The sequence below is a fragment of the Modicisalibacter radicis genome, assembly GCF_900961225.1.
Taxonomy (GTDB): Bacteria; Pseudomonadota; Gammaproteobacteria; order Pseudomonadales; family Halomonadaceae; genus Modicisalibacter.
This window is the reverse complement of sequence record NZ_CAAHFN010000044.1, coordinates 98,955-123,597: the sequence shown is the minus strand read 5'-3', so window position 1 is coordinate 123,597 and position 24,643 is coordinate 98,955. Positions and strand designations below refer to the sequence as shown.

The 24,643-nt window shown below is 66.4% G+C and carries 18 protein-coding genes; 16 read left to right on the top strand and 2 right to left on the bottom strand.

Annotated features, from left to right (window positions below; genetic code table 11):
- Positions 1-2: 2 nt before the first annotated feature.
- Positions 3-2,141, top strand: coding sequence for an ATP-dependent DNA helicase DinG (gene dinG / locus HR9077_RS02790; protein ID WP_136064907.1), 2,139 nt, complete (start codon positions 3-5; stop codon positions 2,139-2,141).
- 64 nt (positions 2,142-2,205) lie between these two features.
- Here dinG and HR9077_RS02785 read toward each other — a convergent pair whose 3' ends face one another.
- Entirely contained in the window at positions 2,206-3,288 is a 1,083-nt protein-coding gene (locus HR9077_RS02785) for a 3-deoxy-7-phosphoheptulonate synthase (RefSeq protein WP_136064905.1), read from the bottom strand.
- 279 nt (positions 3,289-3,567) lie between these two features.
- Between HR9077_RS02785 and rpoE the strand changes: the two genes are divergently transcribed.
- From rpoE to pdxJ, 10 genes are all read left to right on the top strand, one after another.
- Complete coding sequence (gene rpoE, locus HR9077_RS02780) at positions 3,568-4,173, top strand: RNA polymerase sigma factor RpoE (RefSeq protein ID WP_136064904.1); 606 nt, start codon at positions 3,568-3,570, stop codon at positions 4,171-4,173.
- A 201-nt stretch (positions 4,174-4,374) separates the two neighbouring features.
- Positions 4,375-5,076 (top strand): sigma-E factor negative regulatory protein, encoded by a 702-nt coding sequence (locus tag HR9077_RS02775; RefSeq protein ID WP_136064902.1) that lies wholly within the window; start codon positions 4,375-4,377, stop codon positions 5,074-5,076.
- 26 nt (positions 5,077-5,102) lie between these two features.
- Entirely contained in the window at positions 5,103-6,077 is a 975-nt protein-coding gene (locus HR9077_RS02770; protein WP_136064900.1) for a MucB/RseB C-terminal domain-containing protein, read from the top strand.
- Between the two features lie 164 nt (positions 6,078-6,241).
- Positions 6,242-7,687, top strand: coding sequence for a DegQ family serine endoprotease (locus HR9077_RS02765; protein ID WP_136064899.1), 1,446 nt, complete (start codon positions 6,242-6,244; stop codon positions 7,685-7,687).
- Positions 7,688-7,871: 184 nt separating this feature from the next.
- Positions 7,872-9,689 carry a translation elongation factor 4 gene (lepA, locus tag HR9077_RS02760; protein ID WP_136064897.1) on the top strand — a complete coding sequence of 606 codons (1,818 nt, stop codon included), beginning with the start codon at positions 7,872-7,874 and terminating at the stop codon, positions 9,687-9,689.
- A 13-nt stretch (positions 9,690-9,702) separates the two neighbouring features.
- Positions 9,703-10,506 carry a signal peptidase I gene (gene lepB / locus HR9077_RS02755; protein ID WP_136064895.1) on the top strand — a complete coding sequence of 268 codons (804 nt, stop codon included), beginning with the start codon at positions 9,703-9,705 and terminating at the stop codon, positions 10,504-10,506.
- 47 nt (positions 10,507-10,553) lie between these two features.
- Positions 10,554-11,243, top strand: coding sequence for a ribonuclease III (rnc, locus tag HR9077_RS02750; RefSeq protein WP_136064893.1), 690 nt, complete (start codon positions 10,554-10,556; stop codon positions 11,241-11,243).
- On the top strand, positions 11,240-12,142 hold the full coding sequence (era, locus tag HR9077_RS02745) for a GTPase Era (RefSeq protein WP_136064891.1): 903 nt from the start codon (positions 11,240-11,242) through the stop codon (positions 12,140-12,142). The genes rnc and era overlap by 4 nt, the downstream gene beginning before the upstream one ends.
- A gap of 2 nt (positions 12,143-12,144) precedes the next feature.
- Positions 12,145-12,843 (top strand): DNA repair protein RecO, encoded by a 699-nt coding sequence (gene recO, locus HR9077_RS02740; RefSeq protein WP_136064889.1) that lies wholly within the window; start codon positions 12,145-12,147, stop codon positions 12,841-12,843.
- Between the two features lie 39 nt (positions 12,844-12,882).
- Positions 12,883-13,674, top strand: coding sequence for a pyridoxine 5'-phosphate synthase (gene pdxJ / locus HR9077_RS02735; RefSeq protein WP_136064887.1), 792 nt, complete (start codon positions 12,883-12,885; stop codon positions 13,672-13,674).
- Positions 13,675-13,702: 28 nt separating this feature from the next.
- On the opposite strand, the gene HR9077_RS02730 is transcribed toward pdxJ, so the two are convergent.
- The gene (locus tag HR9077_RS02730; protein ID WP_136064885.1) at positions 13,703-16,378 is read right to left on the bottom strand and encodes an ATP-binding protein; all 2,676 of its coding nucleotides are present in this window, start codon (positions 16,376-16,378) and stop codon (positions 13,703-13,705) included.
- Between the two features lie 160 nt (positions 16,379-16,538).
- Between HR9077_RS02730 and cysM the strand changes: the two genes are divergently transcribed.
- From cysM to ppc, 5 genes are read left to right on the top strand one after another with little or no spacing between them, the layout of a single operon-like run.
- The gene (cysM, locus tag HR9077_RS02725) at positions 16,539-17,435 is read left to right on the top strand and encodes a cysteine synthase CysM (protein WP_136064883.1); all 897 of its coding nucleotides are present in this window, start codon (positions 16,539-16,541) and stop codon (positions 17,433-17,435) included.
- Between the two features lie 2 nt (positions 17,436-17,437).
- On the top strand, positions 17,438-18,826 hold the full coding sequence (locus HR9077_RS02720; protein WP_136064881.1) for a methyltransferase domain-containing protein: 1,389 nt from the start codon (positions 17,438-17,440) through the stop codon (positions 18,824-18,826).
- Between the two features lie 48 nt (positions 18,827-18,874).
- Positions 18,875-21,133, top strand: a complete 2,259-nt coding sequence (relA, locus tag HR9077_RS02715) for a GTP diphosphokinase (RefSeq protein WP_136064879.1) — start codon at positions 18,875-18,877, stop codon at positions 21,131-21,133.
- Positions 21,130-21,996 (top strand): nucleoside triphosphate pyrophosphohydrolase, encoded by an 867-nt coding sequence (gene mazG / locus HR9077_RS02710; RefSeq protein ID WP_136064877.1) that lies wholly within the window; start codon positions 21,130-21,132, stop codon positions 21,994-21,996. The genes relA and mazG overlap by 4 nt, the downstream gene beginning before the upstream one ends.
- Positions 21,989-24,637 (top strand): phosphoenolpyruvate carboxylase, encoded by a 2,649-nt coding sequence (gene ppc / locus HR9077_RS02705; protein WP_136064875.1) that lies wholly within the window; start codon positions 21,989-21,991, stop codon positions 24,635-24,637. Before mazG ends, ppc begins: the two co-directional genes overlap by 8 nt.
- Positions 24,638-24,643 lie beyond the last annotated feature (6 nt).

Below are 24,643 nucleotides of genomic sequence, written 5' to 3'. Positions count from 1 at the left end.
CGATGCTCGACGAGGCCCTGAAGGACGAGATCCAGGCCGCTTATCGCCGGGTCCTCGAGGGCCTCGAGTTGACCCCGCGCTACGGCCAGCGGCTGATGATCGCCGAGATCGCGCGGACGCTGGCAGGCATCGAGGCCGACGACAGCGGTCGGCGGCTCTCCAACGAGCACGTCTGCGTGCTCGAGGCCGGCACCGGCACCGGCAAGACGCTGGCCTACCTGCTTTCGGCGTTGCCGGTCGCCCAGGCCCGCGGCAAGCGACTGGTGGTCTCGACCGCCACGGTGGCACTGCAGGAGCAGGTGCTGCATCAGGATCTGCCCGCGCTCAAGCGCCACAGCGGCCTGCAGTTCGACTATGCCCTGGCCAAGGGGCGCGGGCGTTACCTGTGTGTCGCCAAGCTCGATCAGGTGCTCGACGGCGTCGAGGACAACCCCACCTACTCGCTGTTCGAGCAGGCCCTGGAAGCGCGCGACGGCGACGACTTCCACGGCCTCGTACAGGAGCTCGCCGAGGCCTACGGTGCCGGCCGTTGGGAGGGCGACCGCGACAGCTGGCCGGTGGCCATCGAGGATGCCAGCTGGCGCAAGCTGACCACCGACCACCGCCAGTGCACCAATCGTCGCTGCGGCCACTTCAGCGCCTGCGCGTTCTTCCGTGCCCGTCGGCATCTCGACCAGGCCGACGTGATCGTCGCCAATCACGATCTGGTGCTGGCCGATCTGTCGCTGGGCGGCGGCGTGGTTCTGCCGCCGCCCAAGGACTGCATCTACGTCTTCGACGAAGGCCACCATCTGCCCGACAAGGCCCTCGAGCACTTCTATCATCGCTTCGGCGTCAACGCCACGCTGCGCTGGCTGCGCACGCTCAAGAAGTCGCTGACCGAATTGAATACCGCGCTGGCGGTGCAGCCGACCCTGGCACGGCTGCTGGCGGGCTTTCCCGAGTTGATCGCCGCCCTCGAACCGCGCCTCGGCGAAGCCTATGCGCTGGGCCACAGCCTCGCCGAGCTGCCCAATGGCGCCGGCGACGATACCCGCCATCACCGTTTCGCCATGGGCCGCGCGCCCCAGGCGCTGCGCGAGATGGCGACGGCGCTGGTCACGCCGTTCGCCGAGCTGTCGCGCAATCTCGAGACGATGGCCGACATCCTGCGCGAGAGTCTCGACCCCGAGAAGGCCACCGGGCTCGAGCGCGAGCAGGCCGAGCCCTGGCTGCCGTTGGTGGCGTTGCTGCACGGTCGCGCGCTCGAGGCGCATGCGCTGTGGCAGGCGATGGCCGCCGACGACAGCGAGGGCGAGCCGCCGCAGGCGCGCTGGCTGACCTTCGACCAGCAGGGCGGGGAGAGCGAGCTGACCTTCTCGGCGAGCCCGGTGTCGGCGGCGGAAACCCTGGCACGCTATCTGTGGGGCAGCTGCTACGGGGCGGTGGTGACCTCGGCGACGCTGACCGCACTGGGGCGTTTCGAGCGCCTGCAGGAGCGCGCCGGGCTGGCCAACCGTTACCGCTACCAGCGCCTGCCGAGCCCCTTCGACTATTCCCGGGCGGTACTCAGCGTGCCGCGCGAGGCGGTCGATCCGAGCAATCGCGACGCCCACGAGCGGGCGATCGGCGAGTTCATCGCCGCGCTCGGCGAGCGCGAGGCGGTACTCATGCTGTTCTCGTCGCGGGCGCAACTGCGCGCCGTCGAGAAGGCCCTGCCCGAGGCGCTGGGCAAGCGCGTGCTGGCCCAGGACCGCCTGCCCAAGCGTGAATTGATCGATCGCCATCGCAAGCGTGTCGACGCCGGCGAGGGCAGCATCATCTTCGGTCTGGCGAGCTTCGCCGAGGGCATCGACCTGCCGGGGCACTACCTGACCCATGTGGTGATCACCCGGCTGCCGTTCGCGGTCCCCGACGATCCGGTCGGCGCGACGCTGGCCGAGTGGATCGAGAGCCGCGGCGGCAATCCCTTCATGCGCATCTCGGTGCCCGACGCCTCGATCAAGCTGGTCCAGGCCTGCGGCCGGCTGATCCGCAAGGAGGCCGACGAGGGGCGCATCACGTTGCTCGATCGACGCGTCCTGACGCGGCGTTACGGGCAGGCGCTGCTCGATTCGCTGCCGCCGTTTCGCCGCGAGATCGACGGCCGGCCGCAGGTCTGATCGGTCGGGGAGCGGATCGCCGAGCGGGCCCCGGGCCTGCTCGACGCAAGCCCGGGGGTGGGGGTCAGGGCTGCTGGCTGCGCCGCCCGGCGAGTACCGGTTCGAGCTTGTCGGCCATGCGCCTGAAGGTGTCCACGGTGGTCGGCCAGTCGATGCAGGCATCGGTGATCGAGACGCCGTATTCGAGCCGGGAAATATCCTCGGGAATCTTCTGGTTGCCCCAGCCGATGTGCGATTCGACCATCAGGCCGATGATCGAGCGGTTGCCTTCGAGGATCTGGTTGGTGACGTTCTCCATGACCAGCGACTGCAGTGCCGGGTCCTTGTTGGAGTTGGCGTGCGAGCAGTCGATCATGATGTTGGCGGTGACCCCGGCCCGGTTCAGTTCCTGCTCGGCCAGGGTGACGCTGACGCTGTCGTAGTTGGGCTTGCCGTTGCCGCCGCGCAGCACGACATGCCCGTAGGCGTTGCCGCGGGTGCGGATCACCGCGACCTGGCCGGTCTGGTCGATGCCCAGGAAGTTGTGCGGATGGGCCACCGACTTCAGGGCGTTGACCGCCACATCCAGGCTGCCGTCGGTGCCGTTCTTGAAGCCCACCGGGCTCGACAGTCCCGAGGCCATTTCGCGGTGGGTCTGCGACTCGGTGGTGCGCGCGCCGACCGCGGACCAGCTGATGCAGTCCTGGAGATACTGCGGCGAGATCGGGTCGAGTGCCTCGGTGGCCAGCGGCAGACCCATTTCGGTCAGTTCGACGAGCAGCCGGCGGGCGATGTGCAGGCCCTCTTCGATCTCGAACGAGCCGTTGAGATGCGGGTCGTTGATCAGCCCTTTCCAGCCGACCGTGGTGCGCGGCTTCTCGAAGTAGACACGCATCACGATATACAGGCTGTCGCTGACCTCGTCGGCGAGCTTGCGCAGGCGGCGCGCATAGTCGCGAGCGGCCTCGACGTCATGAATCGAGCATGGGCCGACCACCACGATCAGGCGCGGGTCGTCGCCGTCGAGGATCCGCTGGATGGTGTGGCGACCCTCGATGATGGTCGCCTCGGCGGCGGGAGACAGGGGGATCTCCTGCTTCAGGGCGTCGGGCGTGATCAGAACGTCCTGCGAGAGGACATTGAGATTGTTAACCTGCTGCTGGGACATTCAGCTACCTGCAATTCTGTCGGCGGGGAAAGTGTCTACTATCGCCCGGCTGGTACGTGGAAATCAACGCCGGCGCGGCTCGGCGGACCCGCCGGTGCGACGTCAAACGTGCAAATAAGCCGCACTACCTTGATGCGGGTCGCATAAACAGGAACACTTAGGCGCTAAATCGCTATCCAGCCCCAGGTCGAATCAATGAATCGTAATCGCGCCATGGCGCTGCCGCGCCGCTTGCTGACAGATCCGCTCATCGACGATGCGCGCCTGGAGAGGCATTGAATGGCCAACCGGGAAACCGACCAGCAGCTTGTCGAGCGCGCCCAGCGGGGCGATAACCGGGCTTTCGATCTACTGGTCAAGAAGTATCAGCACAAGATCATCGGTCTTATCGGTCGCTACGTGCACGATCATGCCGAAGTGCATGACGTGGCTCAGGAAGCCTTCATCAAGGCCTACCGGGCGTTGGCCAACTTCCGCTCGGAGAGTGCCTTCTATACCTGGATGTACCGGATCGCCATCAACACCGCCAAGAACCATCTGGTTTCCAAGGGGCGCCGTCCGCCGGGCAGCGACCTGGATATCGGCGATGCCGAAGTCGTCGATCACAGCGGTCGGCTGTCCGACATCGAGACGCCCGAGGCGTCGATCGCCCGCGATCAGCTCGAGGCGGCGGTATTCGAGGCGATCGAGCAATTGCCCGAGGATCTGCGCACGGCGATTACGCTGCGCGAATTCGACGGCCTGTCCTACGAGGACATCGCCAATATCATGCAATGCCCGGTGGGCACGGTGCGCTCGCGGATATTCCGGGCGCGCGAGGCGGTGGACCGGCACATCCAGCCGCTGCTCGAGAATCCGCGCAATCAGGATCTGGTTCGGCAGTGAAGAACGGCGATAAAATTTTGCCGCTTTCGGCTGAACTGTCAGCGGCCAATGGCGTCTCAGTGGGTGTTCGCACGTAGGGTGCGATGAAAGGTGCGCCGAAATCGGCGGTGTCTCGGCATGCGGCCGGGCACGTTTGCCGGTTTGGGGCATACAAGCGGGTCAACTATCGGCCTCAAGCCTTGTCGACTGTGAGGGTGTGAGATGAACGACAAATTACGGGAATCGCTGTCCGCGCTGATGGACAACGAAGGCGATGAACTCGAGTTGCGGCGTACGCTCAAGTCGCTCGACGAATCTCCCGAAACAGCCGACGTCTGGCGTCGCTATCATCTGGCACGCAGCCTCATGCAGCGCGACCATGAGATCGATTCGCGGGTCGACCTGTCGGCCGGCGTCATGGCGCGAATCGCCCAGGAGCCGACGCCGACGCTCCACGAGCCCGCCGAGGTCAGACGGCACGGCGGGCTGTCATTCGCGGGCAGCGCCGCCGTGGCGGCCACGGTGTCGTTGCTGGTGATTTCCGGTGTCCAGGTCTATAACGGCTTCGGCCCGGCCTCGTCGGACGAATTTGCCAGCCAGGCCCCGCCTGGCGGCGGTGCGCAGCAGGCTTCCGGTGTCTCGCCGGCCGGCTCGACGCTGGCCGTCGATACACCCGGCAGCCTGTCGCCGTTGTACCCAGCGTTCGGTGGCGGAGGCAACGGTGTGATGACCGTGGGCGCTGACCTTGAAGCGCCGATGTTCATGGCGCCGAATCAGCGCCAGTCGCAGCGTGGCGATGCCGAGCAGGCACGGCTCTTGCAGACGTATCTGGAGCGCCATGCGCAGGGCGCCGCCTATCGTTCCGGCGAGCCCTGGATGCCGCTGCTGCGTGCTTCTGCCCAGGAACCGATGAGCCCACGGTAATGCGCGCGTCGAAGCGAGCAACATACATGCCGGCGGCCCTGATGGCCGCCGTTTGCCTGTTCAGCGCGAGCGCCGCCGTCGCCGATGAGCAAGCGGCAAGCGGCTTCGATTGTCGTCAGTTGGCGCAGCGCGAAACCCCCGCATCGCCCATCGCCTGGCTGGAGCGCAGTCTCTGGGCCAGTCACTGCTATCTCTTTCAGGCCCGCGCCGTGCGCATCAGTAGCGGCGGGGTACGCACCCTGGCGTTGTCCCATGAGATTCGCGACGGCGTCGAGCGCGAAGTGGCCAGCTACCTCGACGGCCCGGCGGTCGTCTACGAGCGTCAGGGACGCATCGCTCGAGACGGCCTGCCGGGGCTGGCCGCGAGCGGGGTCTCGCCACAAGCGAGCTTGCCGGCCATCGAGGAGCATTATCGTCTGTCGCTGGGTGGAGAGTCGCGCATTGCCGGGCGACAGAGCACTCGCCTGGACATCGAGCCCCTCGATAGCCTGCGTTATGGCCATCGGCTGTGGCTCGACCGGGCCACGGGGCTGCCGCTCAAGCAGGTGCTGATCGACGTCGACGGCCAGATCATCGAAACCTTCCAGATGACCGAACTCGGCCAGCCGACGCTCCATGCCGGCAGGGTCGAATTCGATGCGCTTCCCGAGATGCCGCCACAGCCCTGGCAGCCGGGCTGGATGCCGCCCGGTTACCGGTCGTTGGCGTTGCCGCGGGCTTCGAGCATCGACCCGCTACCGCTGGGCCAGCGTCTTTACAGCGATGGCCTGGCAAGCTTCAGCGTGTTCATCGAGCCGCTGAAAACCCGCGATCGGGCGCTTTATCCGGGGCTCCACCGTCTGGGAATATCGCATGCTGCGGTGCGACACCTGCGGGTCGCCGAGCAGATCTATCAGGTGGTGGTGATGGGCGAGGTGCCGCCGGAGGTATTGCGGCGTGTGGCCGCGCAGATCGAATACCGTCCCGAGGATTCGGCCCAGGCACGCGCGAACGCGCAGTGACTGCTGCCTGCGGCAGGTCGACGAGCCGGCTAACGATTTCACCGCTCTGACTGAACTCTTGCCCCGGGCGGCCATCAAACGGCCCGGGTGCATGTATGTCACTCTCGATACTTGCCCCCGACGAACGGAGCGACCGCTCCAGAAACATGACGCAGGAGTTCCCGATGCAACGCATTACACGACAGCTCTCCCTGTGGTTGATGGTCGTGCTGGCCGCTGTGACGCTACAGGCGCAGGCGGCGCAGCCCAAGGATCTGCCCGATTTCACCGAACTGGTCAAGCAGGCTGCCCCGGGGGTCGTCAACATCTCCACGACCCGCGAGGTGCAGCGGCGCAGCATGGGTCCCTGGAGCGGCCAGGGCCAGCAGGAGATCCCGGAAATATTCCGGCATTTCTTCGGCGATCAGATTCCCTTCGGACCCCCCGGGGGGCAGGGTGGCGGTTCCGAAGAGCGCCATTCGCTGGGTTCCGGGTTCATCATCAGCCAGGATGGCTACATCCTGACCAATGCGCATGTGGTCGATGGCGCCGACGAGATCGTGGTGCGGCTCAACGATCGCCGGGAACTCAAGGCCGAGTTGGTCGGCGCCGACAAGAAGACCGATGTCGCGCTGCTCAAGGTCGATGCCAATGACCTGCCGACGCTCAATATCGGCAACTCGGATCGGCTCGAGGTTGGCGAGTGGGTCGCCGCCATCGGTTCGCCGTTCGGCTTCGACCATTCGGTGACCGCGGGCATCGTCAGCGCCATCGACCGCACGTTGCCCACCGATGCCTACGTGCCTTTCATCCAGACCGACGTGGCGATCAACCCGGGCAACTCCGGCGGTCCGCTGTTCAACCTGGATGGCGAAGTGGTCGGTATCAATTCGCAGATATTCACCCGTAGCGGCGGCTTCATGGGGCTGTCCTTCGCGATACCCATCAGCGTGGCGATGGATATCGCCGATCAGTTGCGCGAAAGCGGTCATGTCAGCCGTGGCTGGCTGGGCGTGGTGATTCAGCCGGTATCGCGCGACCTGGCCGAGTCGTTCGGTCTCGAGGATGGCCCGCGCGGGGCATTGATCGCCGATGTCGCCGAAGACGCTCCGGCGTCCAAGGCCGGCTTGCAGGCGGGCGACATCATCGTCGCCGTGGATGGCCAGGCGGTCGATGAATCGACCACACTGCCGCGGCTGATCGGCAAGGTCGCACCGGGCGAGAAGGTCGAGCTCGAGCTGTTGCGCAACGGCGAACAGCTGACCAAGACGGTTACCGTCGGCGACTGGCCCGAAGAGCAGCAGGCCTCGGCCGGTGGCGCGCAAGGCGATGATCCGCAGAGCCGTCTGGGCATCGCGGTCAGTGCGCTGAATGACGATCAGCTCGAGCGCCTGGGCATCGAGAACGGAGTGCGTATCGTCGATATCGACCCATCCGGGGCGGCGGCTGCGGCCGGCTTCAAGCCCGGCGACGTGATCGTCTCGCTGGATCAGAAGGCCATCGAGTCACCGCAGCAGTTGGCCGATGTGGTCGGCCAGGTTGCCAGCGACCGCGTGGTTCCGGTGCGCCTGGTGCGCGACGGCCGCTCGCTGTTCGTGGCATTGCGGCTGGGCGGCAACGACAAGGAATGACGCGTTCGCGTCACCAGTGAACGGATCGGCGGGGCCCTGGGGGCCCCGTCGTGTTTCGGGGGTCTGCTGTTCGCTGTCCTTGCCGTGACCTTGTCGGTACAATGCCAGCCAGACATTTCGACATGCCCCGACTGCGACGGACCGTCGCCCACGCAGGTGTGTTCACGAAACCGGATTGGGCTTAATGAGCAGCAAAGAGAATTACAGAGAAATCAGCCACATAAGGAATTTCTCAATCATCGCGCACATCGACCATGGCAAGTCGACGCTGGCCGATCGCATCATTCAGTTGTGTGGTGGATTGAGCGAGCGCGAACTCAAGGAGCAGGTCCTCGACTCGATGGACCTGGAGCGCGAGCGGGGCATCACCATCAAGGCGCAGTCGGTCACGCTGGACTACACCGCGGACAACGGCGAAACCTACCAGCTCAATTTCATCGATACCCCCGGCCACGTCGACTTTTCCTACGAAGTGTCGCGTTCGCTGTACGCCTGCGAGGGCGCGCTGCTGGTGGTCGACGCCGCGCAAGGTGTCGAGGCGCAATCGGTGGCCAACTGCTACACAGCGATCACCCAGGATCTCGAGGTCCTGCCGGTACTCAACAAGATCGATCTGCCCCAGGCCGACCCGGATCGCGTCGCCCAGGAGATCGAGGAGATCATCGGTCTCGATGCTGCCGATGCCTGCCAGGTCTCGGCCAAGACCGGGATCGGCATGGAGGCGCTGCTGGAGCGTCTGGTGCGAGACATACCGCCGCCCAAGGGCGACTCGCAAGGCCCCTTGCAGGCGTTGATCATCGATTCCTGGTTCGACAACTATCTCGGCGTGGTGTCGTTGATCCGGCTGTTCGACGGCACCCTGAAGAAGGGCGACAAGATCCGCATGAAGTCCACCGGGCGCGACTGGGAAGCCACCGAGGTGGGCATCTTCACCCCCAAGCGCAAGCAGACCGGCATCCTGCGTGCCGGCGAGGTGGGCTTCGTGGTGGCCGGCATCAAGGACATCCACGGCGCCCCGGTCGGCGATACCATCACCCATGCCAAGACGCCCGACACGCCGCGTCTGCCGGGGTTCCAGAAGGTCAAGCCGCAGGTCTACGCGGGGATGTTCCCGGTCAGCTCCGACGATTACGAGGAGTTCCGCGACGCGCTGGAAAAACTGGCCCTCAACGATGCCTCGCTGGACTACGAGCCGGAGAACTCCGACGCGCTGGGTTTCGGCTTCCGGGTCGGCTTCCTGGGTACGCTGCACATGGAGATCATCCAGGAGCGTCTCGAGCGTGAATACGACCTGGATCTTCTGACCACCGCGCCGACGGTGGTCTACGAGCTGGCGATGAACGACGGCGAGCTGCGCTACGTCGCCAATCCCTCGAAGTTGCCCGACATGGCCACCGTCGACGAGATGCGCGAGCCGATCGTGCGCGCCAGCATCCTGGTGCCGCAGGAGTACGTCGGCAACGTGATCGCCGAATGCGAGCAGCGTCGCGGTGTGCAGCTCGACATGCAGTTCCTGGGCAACCAGATCCAGTTGACCTACGAGCTGCCGATGTCCGAAGTGGTGATGGACTTCTTCGACCGGCTCAAGTCGATCTCACGTGGCTATGCGTCGCTGGATTACAGCTTCGAGCGCTTCCAGGCCGCCAAGCTGGTACGCCTCGACGTGCTGATCAACGGCGACAAGGTCGACGCGCTGGCGGCCATCGTCCATCGCGATCACGCCCAGGGGCGCGGTCGCTCGCTGGTCGAGAAGATGAAGGAGCTGATCCCGCGGCAGATGTTCGACGTGGCGATCCAGGCGACGATCGGCAGTCAGGTGGTGGCGCGCTCGACGGTCAAGGCGCTGCGCAAGAACGTGACCGCCAAGTGCTATGGCGGCGACGTGACCCGCAAGAAGAAGCTGCTCGAGAAGCAGAAGGCCGGCAAGAAGCGCATGAAGCAGGTGGGTCGCGTGGAAATTCCCCAGGATGCCTTCCTTGCCGTACTCAAGGTCAATGATTAGGAACTGATCACGCATGGATTTTTCGCTACTGCTGGTGGTGGCCGTGGCCGTCACGGGATTGGTATGGCTGCTGGACGTCACCTGGTGGCGACGTCGTCGCCTGGCGCGGCTGGCGACGGCCGAATCGGCGAATGGCGCGACACTGGATGACGGCACCCGGCGCAAGCTCGCCCGCGAGCCCTGGCCGGTGGACTACGCACGCTCGTTCTTTCCGGTGCTGCTGGTCGTGCTGTTGCTGCGCAGTTTCCTGGTCGAGCCGTTCCAGATCCCCTCGGGATCGATGCGTCCGACACTGGAGATCGGCGACTTCATCCTGGTCAACAAGTTCACTTACGGCCTGCGCCTGCCGGTGGCCAACACCGAGGTCGTCGATCTGGGCGAGCCGCAGCGCGGCGACGTGATGGTGTTCCGCTTCCCTGAAGACCCTTCGATCAACTTCATCAAGCGTGTGGTGGGGCTGCCGGGCGATCGCATTCGCTACGAAGGCAAGCAGCTCTACGTCAATGGCGAGGCGGTGCCCAAGGAACTGATCGACGAAAACCCCGAGAGCGCCCCCGGGGAGACCGAGTTCCGTGAATGGCTGGGTGAGCACGAACACTCGCTATACAACAACCCGCGCGATCCGGGCCCGCAGATGCGCGAGGTCGAGGTGCCGCCGGGCCATTATTTCATGATGGGCGACAATCGCGACCATTCCAACGATAGCCGTTACTGGGGCTTCGTGCCGGAGACCAACATCGTCGGCAGGGCTTTCGCCGTGTGGATGCACTGGGATGGTGGCCTGCCGAGTTTCGGCTCGGTCCGGCTGATCCATTGAACGGTCGCGTCGCAACGCCTTACAGTCCAACCGAGAGCAGCAGTTTCGTGAGCACTTCCCACAATGCCTTCAGTCGCCGCATCGGCTATCGTTTCCGCGATGCGAGCCTGCTGGAGCTGGCCCTGACCCATCGCAGCTACGGCGGGGACAACAACGAGCGCCTGGAATTCCTGGGCGATTCGATCGTCAACTTCGTCATCGGCGAGGCGCTGTTTCAGCGCTTTCCCCAGGCCCGCGAAGGTCAGCTCTCGCGGCTGCGGGCACGCCTGGTCAAGGGCCAGACGCTGGCCGAGCTGGCCCGCGAATTCGAGGTCGGTGAACAGCTCCGGCTGGGATCCGGCGAGATGAAGAGCGGCGGTTTTCGGCGCGAATCGATACTCGCCGACGCCATGGAGGCAGTGATCGGTGCCATCTATCTGGACGCCGGCATGGATGCGGTCAAGGCGCGGATTCTCGCCTGGTACGGCACCCGCCTGGAGTCGATCGATCTGCTCGACACCCAGAAGGATCCCAAGACACGCTTGCAGGAATTCCTGCAGTCGCGTCAGGCACCGCTGCCACGCTATGACGTGATCTCCGTGGAGGGCGAGGCGCATGCCCAGACCTTCACCGTGGAGTGTCACATCGACATGCTCGACGACCACACCCTGGGCGTGGGGTCGAGCCGACGCCATGCCGAGCAGGAAGCCGCGCAGAAAGCGCTGGCCCTGCTCGACCCGCGAGGAGGCCGATCATGAGCCAGCAGACCTGTGGATTCGTCGCCATCGTCGGCCGTCCCAATGTCGGCAAGTCGACACTGATGAACCGCATTCTCGGCCAGAAGATATCGATCACCTCGCGGCGCCCGCAGACCACGCGCCACCAGGTGATGGGCATCAAGACCGAGAACGATGCGCAGTTCATCTATGTCGATACGCCCGGCATGCATATCCAGTCCAGAGACCGCAACAAGGCCATCAACCGCTTCATGAATCAGGCGGCGACCCAGGCGTTGCGTGACGTCGACTGCGTGGTCTTCCTGATCGATCGCACTCGCTGGACGGAAGAGGACGACGTGGTGCTGGACAAGCTCACCCACGTCAAGGCGCCGGTGGTCCTGGCGGTCAACAAGGTCGACCGCATGGACGACAAGAGCGACCTGCTGCCCTGGCTCGAGAAACTGCAGGCCAAGCGCGAGTTCGCCGCGATCCTGCCGTTGTCGGCCAAGCACGGCAGTAACGTGCCCGAGCTGGAGAACGAGGTCGCCAAGTACCTGCCGGAAAGCATCCATTACTTCCCCGAAGACCAGATCACCGATCGCAGCCAGCGTTTCCTGGCCGCCGAGCTGGTGCGCGAAAAGGTCATGCGCCAACTCGGCGATGAGTTGCCGTACCAGATGACCGTCGAGATCGAGGAGTTTCGCGATGAGCAGCGCGTCATCCACATCAGTGCACTGATGCTGGTCGAGCGCCCGGGGCAGAAGAAGATCCTGATCGGCGAGAACGGCGAGCGCATCAAGAACATCGGCCGCGAGGCGCGCCTGGAGATGGAGCGGGCCTTCGGTGCCAAGGTGATGCTCAACCTGTGGGTCAAGGTCAAGCGCGGCTGGTCGGATGACGATCGGGCGCTCAAGAGCCTGGGCTACAATCTGGATTGAGCATGCAGCCCCAGCCGGCGTATCTGCTGCACAAGCGTCCCTACCGCGAGACCAGTGCGCTGGTCGATCTGCTCACCCTGGAACACGGCCGCGTGCGAGCCGTGGCCCAGGGCGTCCAGCGCGCCGGCAGCAAGAGCCGCTCGCGGCTGCAACCGTTCGCGCCGCTACATGTGACCTGGAGCGGCGACAACGAACTCAAGCGACTGCGATTGATGGAGTCGGGCGGCTCGGCCAGCCTGCTGGCCGGCGAGGGGCTGTTGTGCGGCCTCTACGCCAACGAGCTGTTGACCCGCCTGCTGCCGCCGCTGCTGCCCGTCGCCGAGGTGTTTGCCTTCTACACGGCCCTGCTCGGCGAACTGCCGGTACCTGCACGGCGTGCGGCGGCGCTGCGTCGGCTCGAGGTCACGCTGCTCGAGTCGCTCGACGCCGAGCCGATCTTCCGCGATCTGGATGAGCGCGAACTGGATCCTCAGGCGCGCTATGTCTACCGAGCCTCGCAACGCCACTTCCAGCGTGCCGGTGACGAGACCGGCATCGACGGCCGCACCCTGCGGCTGCTCGCCCAGGGCGACTGGGCGAGCCCGGGGCTGGCGGGCGTCGCCAAGGCGTTGACGCGGGCGGCGCTGGCGCCTCTGCTGGGGGCGAAGCCGCTACGCTCGCGGGAATTGATGCGACAGCTGGCGGCGCGTCGGCGACACTGAACGCAGACCTTCATGATCAATTCCACCAAGGAGACAAGCATGCTGCCCCCGCGGATCCTGCTCGGCGTCAACATCGATCACATCGCCACTCTTCGTCAGGCGCGCGGTACGCGCTATCCCGACCCGGTCCAGGCCGCGCTGCTCGCCGAACAGGCCGGTGCCGATGGAATCACCCTGCACCTTCGCGAGGACCGGCGTCATATCCAGGACGCCGACGTGGTGCGTCTGGCCGAGATGCTCAATACCCGCATGAACCTGGAGATGGCGGTCACCGAGGAAATGATCGCTTTCGCCGAGCGCGTACGCCCTGCGCACGTCTGCCTGGTACCCGAGAAGCGTGAGGAGTTGACCACCGAAGGCGGGCTGGACGTCGTCGGCTCCCGCGGGACGATCGCCGCCGCCTGCGAGCGGTTGACCGCCGCCGGCTGCGAAGTGTCGCTGTTCATCGATCCCGAACCGGAACAGATTCGCGCCGCGTACGAGGTCGGCGCGCCGGTGGTCGAGCTGCACACCGGCGCCTATGCCGAAGCCCGTGGCGAGACCGCGCGCATCGAGCATGCCCGTGTCGCGGCGGCCGCCGAGCTGGCCCTGGAGCTGGGCCTGGTGGTCAATGCCGGGCATGGCCTCGATTATCACAATGTCGAGGCGATCGCCGCGATACCCGGTCTCAACGAACTCAACATCGGCCATGCGATCATCGCCCGGGCGCTGTTCGTGGGTCTCAAGGAGGCCGTGGTCGAGATGAAGCGTTTGGCCATCGCCGGCTACGAGGCCGGGTTCGTGGCGTCGCTGGACGACGGCCATGAGCACGACCACGGCGAAACCCGCTAGCAAAAGCCGATCCGGGAGCCAGGCCGCGTTAGGCCGGCGTGGTTCGGCTGGCGCGCCAGTCGCGCAGGCGTTGCATCGCCTGCAACAGGGTCATGAACACGTCATCCACCGCGCCGATGCCCTGAGCGCGCAGGCGCGATTCCAGGGTTTCGGCGACCAGCGCCAGTTGCGGCACCCCGCAGTAGCGGCAGGCGCCGTTGAGATGATGCACGGCATCGAGAAAGGCCGTCGTGTCGCCGCTGGCGTAACTCTGCCGCAGTTCGGCCTCGCTGGCGTCGAGGCTCTCGAGCAACCCTTCCAGCATGCGCTCGGCCAATTCCCGGCGGCCGCCGGCGAGAGTCACGCCCAGCTCTTCATCGACCGCGGGAAGCTCGTCGTCGATGTCGGGCGTGGTGACGTCGGGCCTCGGCTGTGCCGGCAACGTCAGGCCCAGGTAATCGGTCAGCAAGTCCTCCAGGGCATCGGTATCCAGCGGTTTGGTAAGCACCTCCTGCATGCCGGCGGCGATCAGTTCCTGCGAGTCGTTGGGCATGGCGTGAGCGGTCAGCGCGACGAACGGGCAGTGGCTCCAGGCGCCGCCCAGGCGGCGTAGCGCCGCCATCGTTTCCAGTCCGCTCATGCCCGGCATGCGGATGTCCATCAACACCAGGTCGAAGCGTTGTCCGCTGGCCAGCGCCAGCGCCTCCTCGCCGCTTTCGGCGAGTACGCTGTCAACGCCGAGCTGGGCCAGCAGCTCGCCGACCAGCAGGCGGTTGGTTTCGATGTCGTCGACCGCCAATACGCGGGGCGCGTCGTGCTGCTGATCGCACGGCGCATGGGGCAGCAGGGCGGCAGGCGCATCGCCGAGCAGCGGCTTGAGCGCCTGGGCCAGGCGAGACCGGGTCAGCGGCTTGTAGAACAACCGGACGCCCTCGGGCAGGATGAGCGCTTCATCGCTGGTCTGCGGCTCGCCGTTGACCAGCAACAGCAGGCGACAGCAGGGCAAGCCGGCTAGCTTCTGGCGCAGCCGCAGTACCTGGGAGGTCAGCTCGCCGTGGCGGAGTGCCACGATGACCAGTCGGGTATCCGTGGCGAGTCCCTCGTCGGCGGGGTGGGCGGTCAGCACATCCACCTCGGCGCCCCAGCCCTGCAGCAGGTGGGCGAGGGCCTGGCGTGTCAGGGCGTGCGGCTCGTGGATAGCGATGCGCAGGCCCGCCAGGTTGATGGCCGGCGGGCGCTGCACCGCGCGCGGGGCGATCCGCAGGGGCAGCGAGACGGTAAAGGTCGTGCCCTGTTCCGGTTGCGTGGCGACCTCGATGGCGCCCCCCATCTGCTCGACCAGCTGCTTGCAGATCATCAGGCCCAGGCCGGTGCCACCGACCTGGCCGGGGCTGGCGGTCGAACTCTGGGTGAATGGCTGGAACAGCTGCTGACGGACATCGTCGGCCAGGCCGGGGCCGGTGTCGCTGATCTTGAAGCTGAGCGTGGCTTCATTGCCGCGCAATTCATCGACCTGGACGCGCACGATCACTTCGCCACGCGCGGTGAATTTCACCGCGTTGTGAACCAGGTTGGTGAGTACCTGCTTGATGCGCAGCGGATCGCCGAGCAGGGCCCGGGGCACATCGTCATAGACCAGGCTCAATAGCTGCAGGTCCTTCTGCTGGGCGTCGGGGGCCTGCAGGATGAGCACCTCGTCGACCAGGTCGGGCATGTCGAGCTCGACCGAGGCGAGCCGTAGCTTGCCGGCCTCGATCTTGGAGAAGTCGAGGATGTCGTTGATCAGTGACAGCAGGTTGGTCGAGGCCATTTCGATGTGCTTGAGCCATTCGCGCTGGTGGTCGTCGAGTTGGCTGCGCCCCAGCAGCCGGCAAAAGCCGATGATGCCGTTCAGCGGGGTGCGGATCTCGTGGCTCATGTTGGCGAGGAACTGGGACTTGACGCGGTTGGCCTCCAGCGCCCGGCGACGCGCGCCATCGAGCTCGATGTTCTGGATCTCGATGGTATCCATCGACTCGCGCAGGTCGGCGGTGGCCTGTTCGACCTGTTGGCGCATCTCCTCCTGGGCGGCCTGAAGATGCTCGCCGAGTGCGTTGATCGCGGCGCTGGTCGTCTTCAGTTCCCGTGGGCCGCCGGGCCGCAGCCGGAACGCGTAGTCGCCGGCATAGAGGCGTTGCAGGGCATCGCGCTGGTCGTCCAGGGTGGCGAACAGGCGCCCGTAGAGCCGGTAGCAGAGCCCGCCAAGCAGCAATGCCGCCGCCAGCCAGGCGAGGATGAACTGCGTCAACTGGCGGTAATAGGGCAGGGCGAGCACGCTGTCGCGTAGTGTCAAATCGAGCCACAGGGGCGACTGGGCCCCACCGCGTATCGCCAGCGGCAGTTGAAGATGCCAATGCTCGGCGCGCTGGGCGAGGCCCGCCTGCGTGGGCGTCGTCGGCGCCGGCCGCCCGGTGCCGAAATGCTGGAGTGCCCGGCCATCGTTCGTCCGAAGGGTAGCCCCGCGGACTTCGTCGAGGCTCAGCAGACCCGCTGCCAGCCTGTCGCCTTCGTTCATCGGATCCGCCGCCGCGGGGTCGCGCAGCAGGGCCAGGCTATCGGTCAGTCGCGTTGTCAGGGCAGTGCGGCGTTGTTCGGCGTCCTGCTGCAACTGCCAGGCGCCGAACAGCAAGAGCAGCAGCAGCGGCGCGACCAGCAGGGCGAGACACAGACGAAGACGCAGGGACATGGGGCTTCTCGCTGACGACATGATGCGCAGAGTATGCCACAGCGAGGCGGTCTGCCTGTCCAGTGCCGGATGGCAAGGATATAATGCAGGTAATTTTTATCGCTGAGGTCCGGGGGCGACGACTGCGCGCCCGCTGGCGATGGGCTTAAAGGAAGCGTTGATGCAATTTCCCACTCTCGAAGATACGGTCGGCAACACGCCGCTGGTGCGTCTGCAGCGCATCACCGCCGGTCGCAACAACACCCTGCTGGCCAAGCTGGAGGGCGACAATCCGGCGGGATCGGTCAAGGACCGCCCGGCATTGTCGATGATCCGCGAGGCCGAAGCCCGCGGCGAGATCCGCCCCGGCGACACGCTGATCGAGGCGACCTCGGGCAACACCGGTATCGCCCTGGCCATGGCGGCGGCGATCAAGGGCTACCGGATGGTGCTGATCATGCCCGACAACGCCTCCAGCGAGCGCAAGCAGGCGATGGCCGCCTACGGCGCCGAGCTGATCACGGTGACCAGGCAGCAGGGCATGGAGGGCGCCCGGGATCTGGCCGACAGCATGGTCGCCAAGGGCGAGGGCAAGCCGCTCGACCAGTTCGCCAATCCCGACAACCCGTTGGCGCACTATCGCGGTACCGGCCCCGAGCTGTGGCGTCAGACCGAAGGCACGCTGACCCATTTCATCAGTTCGATGGGCACCACCGGGACCATCATGGGCGTGTCGCGCTATCTCAAGGAGGTCGCCCCGCAGGTCCGGATCGTCGGCCTGCAGCCCTCCGACGGCGCGAGCATCGCCGGCATAAGGCGCTGGCCCGAGGCCTATCTGCCGAGCATTTTCGAGGCCTCGCGGGTCGACAGCGTGCTGGATATCGGCCAGCGCGAGGCCGAGGAGCACATGCGCCGCCTGGCGCGCGAGGAGGGCATCTTCGCCGGCGTCTCGTCGGGCGGCGCGCTGGCCGGGGCGCTGCGCATCGCCGAACGCCTCGAGAATGCCGTGATCGCGTTCATCGTCTGCGACCGGGGCGATCGCTACCTGTCGACGGGCCTGTTCGCGCCCGGCGTCTAGCCATGGCCATGCTGGGCAAGAAACGACCCGCGCGCGCGGCGCGGTCGCCATCGCCGAGTGTCGCCACGCCCTCCGGTGCCGGCGCCTCTGCCGAGGAGGGCGTGGTCATCGAGCGCCTTTCACACGAAGGGCGTGGCGTGGCGCATGCCGCCGACGGCAAGACGCTGTTCGTCACGGGCGCGTTGCCGGGTGAGCGCGTGGAGATCGCCGTGCATCGCCGTCGCAAGCGCTTCGACGAGGCCCATGTGCGCCGCTGGCACGAGCGCTCGCCCGAACGCGCCTCGCCGCCATGCCCGCATTATGCGCAGTGCGGCGGCTGCGATCTGCAGCATCTGGCGCTGTCGGCGCAGCGCCGACACAAGCGCGAGGTGCTCATCGAGCAGTTGGCTAGCCAGGGGATCGAGCTTGCCGAGCCACCCGCGCTGCTGGCGGGCGCCGCCCTCGGTTATCGGCGACGGGCGCGGCTCGGTGTCAAGCTCGACAGCGATGGCGGGGTGCATCTGGGGTTTCGCGCTCGGGCCAGCCATCATCTGGTGGATATCGGACGCTGTCCTATTCTGGAGGGGCGGCTCGACGCGCTGATCGCGCCGCTGCGCGAGCGGCTCGCCAGCCTCGACGCGCCGCGTCACGTCGGCCACCTAGAGCTGCTGGCCGGCGATCGGCAGCGTGTCGTGGTGGTGCGCCAGTTGCGCGACAATCCGGCCGACGCCCACGCCTGGCAGGCCTGGGGGCGGGCCCACGACGTGCACGTCGCCTGGCTGGTGGGACGCGAGGCGCCCGTCTGGCGCTGGCTCGGCGAACCGGCCGAGCTGGGTTATGGCTTGACCTGTGGCGAGCGCCGGCTAAGCCTGAATTATGCCGCTGGCGATTTCCTGCAGGTCAATGCCGAGGTCAATCGCCTGATGGTCGATACGGCGCTCGACTGGCTCGACTTGAGCGGCGAGGAGCGCGTACTCGACCTGTTCGCCGGGGTGGGCAACTTTTCGCTGCCGCTGGCCCTGCATGCCGCCGAGGTGACCGCCGTGGAGGGCAGCCCGGCGATGGTCGAGCGGCTTGCCGACAACGCCCGCCGCAATGAATTGACGAATGTCGAGGCTCGCCGGGCCGATCTGGCCGCGCCGCCGCGCTTCGAGCCGAGCCCGGACGTGGTGGTTCTCGACCCGCCGCGCGAAGGCGCCGAGGCGGTATGTCGCGCGTTGGCGGCCAGTGGCGTGGCGCGGGTACTGTACGTAGCCTGCGATCCGGCCACGCTGGCGCGCGATGCGGCGCGCCTAGTGCAGGCCGGCTACCGCATCAGTCGTGCGGCGGTCGCCGACATGTTCGTGCAGACGGCGCATCTCGAGTCGCTGGTGCTCTTCGAACGTGGCGACCGGCGCGATACGCAGCGCTAGCCGCGGCGGCACGCTGCAATAGAACAACGACGGGAGGGACCCGAGGCGATGGTCAAGGTTCGTGAAGACCAGCCGTTGACTGGTCAGGGAGGCGTGGATATCGCGCTTTGGCTGGAGCGACTGCAGGACGACGTGGCCCTGCGCGACGTCGACGACATGAAGGCGGCCTGCGAGCTGGCCGACCGACTCGCCCGGGAGGCCGAGAAACCGCACAAGGCCTGGCTCGAGGATGGTTCGAGCTTTCGCACCGGGCTCGAGATGGCCGACATCCTCGGCGAGCTGCGACTCGACCAGGAAGTGCTCGAGGCGGCCGTCCTGTACCGCGCGGTGCGCGAGGGGCTGATCGCCCTGGAGGCGATCGAGAAGCGCTTCGGGGCCGACGTCGCCAGGCTGATCGACGGCGTGCTCAACATGGCGGCGATCAGTCAGCAGCAGACGCCCAGCCAGGGGCTCTCGCAGCACAATCAGCAGGAAAACCTGCGCAAGATGCTGGTGACCATGATCGACGACGTGCGCGTCGCGCTGATCAAGATCGCCGAGCGCACCTGCGCGCTGCGTCAGGTCAAGGATGCCCCCCGCGACAAGCAGCTGCGCGTGGCCCGCGAGGTGTTCGACATCTACGCGCCGCTGGCGCACCGGCTGGGTATCGGCCATCTCAAGTGGGAGCTCGAGGACCTGTCGTTCCGCTACCTGCACGAGGTGGACTACAAGGCGATCGCCAAGCTTCTCGCCGAGAAGCGCGTCGATCGCGATCACTACATCCAGGACGTGGTCGGCACGCTCAAGTCGCTGCTCGATCAGCACGGTATCGCCCGCTACGACGTCACCGGCCGGGCCAAGCACATCTATTCGATCTGGCGCAAGATGCAGCGCAAGCACATCGACTTCTCGGAAGTCTACGACGTGCGCGCGGTGCGCATCCTGGTGCCCGAAGTCGCCGATTGCTATACCGCGCTGGGGATCGTCCACTCGCGCTGGCACCACGTGCCCAACGAGTTCGACGACTACATCGCCAACCCCAAGAAGAACGGCTACCAGTCGTTGCATACCGCGCTGATCGGCCCGCAGAACAAGGTGCTGGAGATCCAGATTCGCACCTTTGCCATGCACGAGGAGGCCGAGCTTGGCGTCTGCGCGCACTGGCGCTACAAGGGCCATGACGTCGACGGCAAGAGCCGCAGCTACGAGGAGAAGATCGCCTGGCTGCGCCAGGTGCTCGAGTGGCAGGACGAGGTCGGCGATATCGGCGATCTGCGCGAGGGGCTGTCGAGCGACGTGGCGCCGGATCGCATCTACGTGTTCACGCCGGACGGGCACGTCATCGACCTGCCGCGGGTGGCCACGCCGATCGACTTCGCCTACCGCGTGCACACCGAGATCGGCCATCGCTGTCGCGGCGCCAAGGTCAACGGGCGGATCGTGCCGTTGACCTACCGGCTCAAGACCGGCCAGCAGGTCGAGATACTCAACGCCACCAAGGGCGGGCCGAGCCGCGACTGGATCAACCCCAACCTGGGGTTCGTCAAGACCTCGCGGGCGCGCGCCAAGATCCAGTCGTGGTTCAAGCATCAGGCCCGCGACCAGAATCTCGACGAGGGTCGGGCGATCTTCGAGAAGGAGTTTCGGCGCCTCGACCTCGAGGGGTTCGACCTGCCAACCCTGGCCAAGGCGGTCAACTACCAGACGCCGGAGGACATGTACGCGGCGATCGGCGCCGGCGATCTGCGCATCGGCCAGGTATTGCACCAGGCGCAGCAACTGTTCGGCGATACCGACGACGAGGAACAGCTCGACCGGCTGCTGGCCAAGCCCAAGCGTTCGGCCAAGGCGCCGGGCGAGGGCATCACCGTGCTCGGCGTGGGCAACCTCAAGACCACCATGGCCAACTGCTGCCATCCGGTGCCGGGTGAGCAGATCATCGGTTACATCACCCAGGGGCGCGGGGTGACCATCCATCGCCAGGACTGCCCGAACATTCTGCAGTTGCGCAACGAGGAACCGGGACGCATCGTCGATGTGGAATGGGGCGACCAGGCGCGGACCCAGTATCCGGTGGTGATGCAGATCGAGGCCTGGGACCGTTCCGGTCTGCTGCGCGACGTGACCAATGTGCTGAGCAACGACAAGGTCAATGTGATGGGCGTCAACACCGCCACGGACAAGGACGACAATGTCGCCCGGATGACCATCAACCTGGAAGTCGATGGCCTCGAATCGCTGGGGCGGATCTTCTCGCGCATCCAGCAGTTGCCCAATGTCATCGACGTCAAGCGTCTGCGCAGCGGCGCTCGAGGAGCCAGGCGATGAGCCAGCGCACGCCGCCGCGTCCGCGCCATACGCTCGACGATCTGCTAGAGCTGATGGCGGTGTTGCGCGACCCGCAGTACGGCTGCCCGTGGGACGTCGCGCAGGATTGGCGGAGCATCGTCCCGCACACCCTCGAGGAAGCCTACGAGGTCGCCGACGCCATCGAGCGCCGTGCCTTCGACGAGTTGCCCGGCGAACTCGGCGATCTGTTGTTCCAGGTGGTCTATTACAGCCGTTTCGGCGTTGAAGAGGGGCGTTTCGACTTCCACGACGTGGTCGATACGCTGACCGCCAAGATGCTCGCCCGCCATCCGCATGTGTTTCCCGATGGCACCCTGGCTTCGCGGCGCAGCGGGGTGAGCGCGGCCGAGGTCGAGACCCGTCAGGTCAAGGCCAGCTGGGAAGCGCGCAAGGCCACCGAGCGCGAAGATCGAGACGCCGTCTCGGCACTGGACGACGTGCCGCTCGCATTGCCGGCGCTGTCCCGTGCCAACAAGCTGTCCAAGCGTGCGGCCCGAGTCGGCTTCGATTGGCCGGATACCCGGGGAGCGATCGCCAAGATCCGCGAGGAACTCGCCGAGGTCGAGGCGGCGATGACCGCGAACGATGACGATCACACCCGTGAAGAGGTCGGCGATCTGCTGTTCGCGGTGGTCAACCTGTCCCGCCGGCTCAAGGCCGACCCCGAGCACTCGCTGCGCGCCACCAACCGTAAATTCGAGCGGCGTTTCCGGCATGTCGAGCGCCGGCTGAGCGAGGATGGCCACGCGCCCGGCAGTGCCTCGCTGGATGAGATGAACCGGCACTGGGAAGACGCCAAACGCCGCGAAAAGAACCCGACCGAGGAGAGCCTCAATGAGTGACGACCTGCACGAATCGCTGCGCGACAACGTTCGCGTGCTGGGCGACTGTCTGGGGCATACCATCGCCGACGATCTGGGACCCGGCTTCGTCGACAAGATCGAGGCCATCCGTGGCCTGGCCAAGGGCGGCCGTCAGGGCGAGGGCGGCTCGCAGCGCGAGTTGATCGAATACCTGCGGGCATTGCCCGAGCACGACCTGCTGCCGGTGACCCGGGCCTTCAACCAGTTCCTCAATCTGGCCAACATCGCCGAGCAGCACTATCGTGCGCGGTTTCGTCGCGTCGAGGACTACAAGCCGGGCTCGCAGCCGGTGCTCGGCGAGCTGCTCGGCCGCGCCAACCGGGCCGGGTACGGCCCGCGCCAGCTGGTCGAGACGCTCGCCGGCATGCGTGTCGAGCTGGTGCTGACCGCGCACCCTACCGAGGTCATCCGGCGCACGCTGATCCAGAAATACGACGCCATCGATGGCTGTCTGACCTCGATGGAGGGAGCCATCGATTACCCCGAGAAGGCCTCGCGGATTCGCAGCCGCCTGCAGGAACTGATCAGCCAGGCCTGGCACACCGACGAGATCCGTCACGAACGGCCCACGCCGGTGGACGAGGCCAAGTGGGGCTTCGCGGTGATCGAGAACTCGCTGTGGCAGGCGGTGCCCGATTTCCACCGCGATCTCGACAACCTGCTGCTCGAATCCGCCGGCGAACGCCTGCCGCTGGATGCCGCGCCACTGCGTTTCGCCTCCTGGATGGGCGGCGATCGCGACGGCAACCCCAACGTCACTGCCAAGGTCACTCGCGAGGTGTTGCTGCTGGGACGCTGGATGGCCGCCGACCTGTACCTGCGCGATCTCGAGCAGCTGAAGGCCGAGCTGTCGATGTGGAAGGCCAACAGCGCACTCAAGGCCGAGGTCGGCGACGAGCCCGAGCCCTATCGAGCGCTGCTCAAACGGCTCACCGCCCGGGTCGAGGCGACTCGCGACTGGGCCCAGGCGTGCCTCGACGGCGTGCCCTACGACGGTGGGCCGATCATCGAGACCCGCGACCAGCTCTACGCACCGCTTTTGACCTGCTACCGCTCGCTGTGCGATGTCGGCCTCGATACCATCGCCAACGGCGTGTTGCTGGATACCCTGCGCCGCGTCGCGGTGTTCGGCGTGTCGTTGACCAAGCTCGATATCCGCCAGGAGTCGACGCGTCACTCGCAGGTCTTCGACGAGTTGACCGACTATCTGGGCCTGGGGCGCTATCAGGAGTGGGATGAGCCCCGTCGCCAGGAGTTCCTGCTCGAGGAACTGATGTCGCCGCGCCCGCTGATTCCGCGGCGCTGGGATTGCTCCGGCGAGGCCCGCGAAGTGATCGATACCTTTCGCGTGGTCGCCAACGAGCACCGCGAGGCGCTGGGTACCTATGTCATCTCGATGGCCGGCCATCCCTCCGACGTGCTGAGCGTGGCGCTGCTGATGAAGGAGGTCGGCGGTGACGTGCGCCTGCCGATCGCGCCGCTGTTCGAGACCCTCGACGACTTGAACCGTGCCGGTGAGGTCATCGACCAGCTGTTGTCGCTGCCCGGCTACCGCAGGCTCGCCGGCGACAGCCAGGAAGTCATGATCGGCTATTCCGACTCGGCCAAGGACGCCGGTCAGTTGGCCGCCGCCTGGGCCCAGTACCGCGCGCAGGAAACGCTGGTCACGGTCTGCCGTCGTCATGGCGTCGACCTGACGCTGTTCCATGGCCGCGGCGGCACCGTGGGCCGGGGTGGCGGCCCGGCTCACGCGGCGATCCTGTCGCAGCCACCCGGCTCGGTGAATGGCAGCCTGCGCGTCACCGAACAGGGCGAGATGATCCGTTTCAAGTTCGGCCAGCCCGACATCGCGCTGCGTTCGATGGAGATCTACGCCTGTGCCGTGCTCGAGGCGACACTGCTGCCGCCGCCGGACCCGCAACCGGAATGGCGCGAGGAGATGGACCGCCTGGCGGGCATCGCCCACGGCGCCTATGTCGGCGTGGTACGCGAGGATCCCGATTTCGTGCCCTATTTCCGCGCGGTCACTCCGGAAGGCGCGCTGGGCCGGCTGCCGCTGGGCTCGCGGCCGGCCAAGCGCCGTCAGGAAGGTGGTGTCGAGTCGCTGCGGGCGATTCCGTGGATCTTCGCCTGGACCCAGACCCGCTTGATGCTGCCGGCCTGGCTGGGCAGTGGCGAGGCCTTCGCGACCCGGCTCGAGGAGCCCGACGGCCTGGCCCGGTTGCGCGAGATGCGCGAGAACTGGCCGTTCTTCGGGACCTATCTGGACATGCTCGAGATGCTGCTCGCCAAGGCCGACCTGAACATCGCCGAATACTACGAACACCGCCTGGTCGACGAGCCGGCCCTTCAGGCACTGGGCGGGTCGTTGCGCGACCGGCTGCGGCGGCTGCATGGCGTATTGCTGTCGGTGCTCGACCAGGACGAGCTGCTCGAGGGTACGCCGCTGATCCGTCAGGCGATCGAAGTGCGCAACCCCTATATCGATCCGCTGCACGGCCTTCAGGCCGAGTTGCTGCAGCGTAATCGCGATGCCGACGGCGCGATCAGCCCGGCGCTGTCGCGGGCGCTGATGGTGACAATGGCGGGGATCGCCGCCGGCCTGCGCAACACCGGTTAGGGCGGG

Bases quoted from the DNA above. Each gene is read 5' to 3' on its own strand.
- dinG (WP_136064907.1), top strand. From the start codon at position 3: ATGCTCGACGAGGCCCTGAAGGACGAGATCCAGGCCGCTTATCGCCGG.
- HR9077_RS02785 (WP_136064905.1), bottom strand. From the start codon at position 3,288: ATGTCCCAGCAGCAGGTTAACAATCTCAATGTCCTCTCGCAGGACGTT.
- rpoE (WP_136064904.1), top strand. From the start codon at position 3,568: ATGGCCAACCGGGAAACCGACCAGCAGCTTGTCGAGCGCGCCCAGCGG.
- HR9077_RS02775 (WP_136064902.1), top strand. From the start codon at position 4,375: ATGAACGACAAATTACGGGAATCGCTGTCCGCGCTGATGGACAACGAA.
- HR9077_RS02770 (WP_136064900.1), top strand. From the start codon at position 5,103: ATGCCGGCGGCCCTGATGGCCGCCGTTTGCCTGTTCAGCGCGAGCGCC.
- HR9077_RS02765 (WP_136064899.1), top strand. From the start codon at position 6,242: ATGCAACGCATTACACGACAGCTCTCCCTGTGGTTGATGGTCGTGCTG.
- lepA (WP_136064897.1), top strand. From the start codon at position 7,872: ATGAGCAGCAAAGAGAATTACAGAGAAATCAGCCACATAAGGAATTTC.
- lepB (WP_136064895.1), top strand. From the start codon at position 9,703: ATGGATTTTTCGCTACTGCTGGTGGTGGCCGTGGCCGTCACGGGATTG.
- era (WP_136064891.1), top strand. From the start codon at position 11,240: ATGAGCCAGCAGACCTGTGGATTCGTCGCCATCGTCGGCCGTCCCAAT.
- recO (WP_136064889.1), top strand. From the start codon at position 12,145: ATGCAGCCCCAGCCGGCGTATCTGCTGCACAAGCGTCCCTACCGCGAG.
- pdxJ (WP_136064887.1), top strand. From the start codon at position 12,883: ATGCTGCCCCCGCGGATCCTGCTCGGCGTCAACATCGATCACATCGCC.
- HR9077_RS02730 (WP_136064885.1), bottom strand. From the start codon at position 16,378: ATGTCCCTGCGTCTTCGTCTGTGTCTCGCCCTGCTGGTCGCGCCGCTG.
- cysM (WP_136064883.1), top strand. From the start codon at position 16,539: ATGCAATTTCCCACTCTCGAAGATACGGTCGGCAACACGCCGCTGGTG.
- HR9077_RS02720 (WP_136064881.1), top strand. From the start codon at position 17,438: ATGGCCATGCTGGGCAAGAAACGACCCGCGCGCGCGGCGCGGTCGCCA.
- relA (WP_136064879.1), top strand. From the start codon at position 18,875: ATGGTCAAGGTTCGTGAAGACCAGCCGTTGACTGGTCAGGGAGGCGTG.
- mazG (WP_136064877.1), top strand. From the start codon at position 21,130: ATGAGCCAGCGCACGCCGCCGCGTCCGCGCCATACGCTCGACGATCTG.
- ppc (WP_136064875.1), top strand. From the start codon at position 21,989: ATGAGTGACGACCTGCACGAATCGCTGCGCGACAACGTTCGCGTGCTG.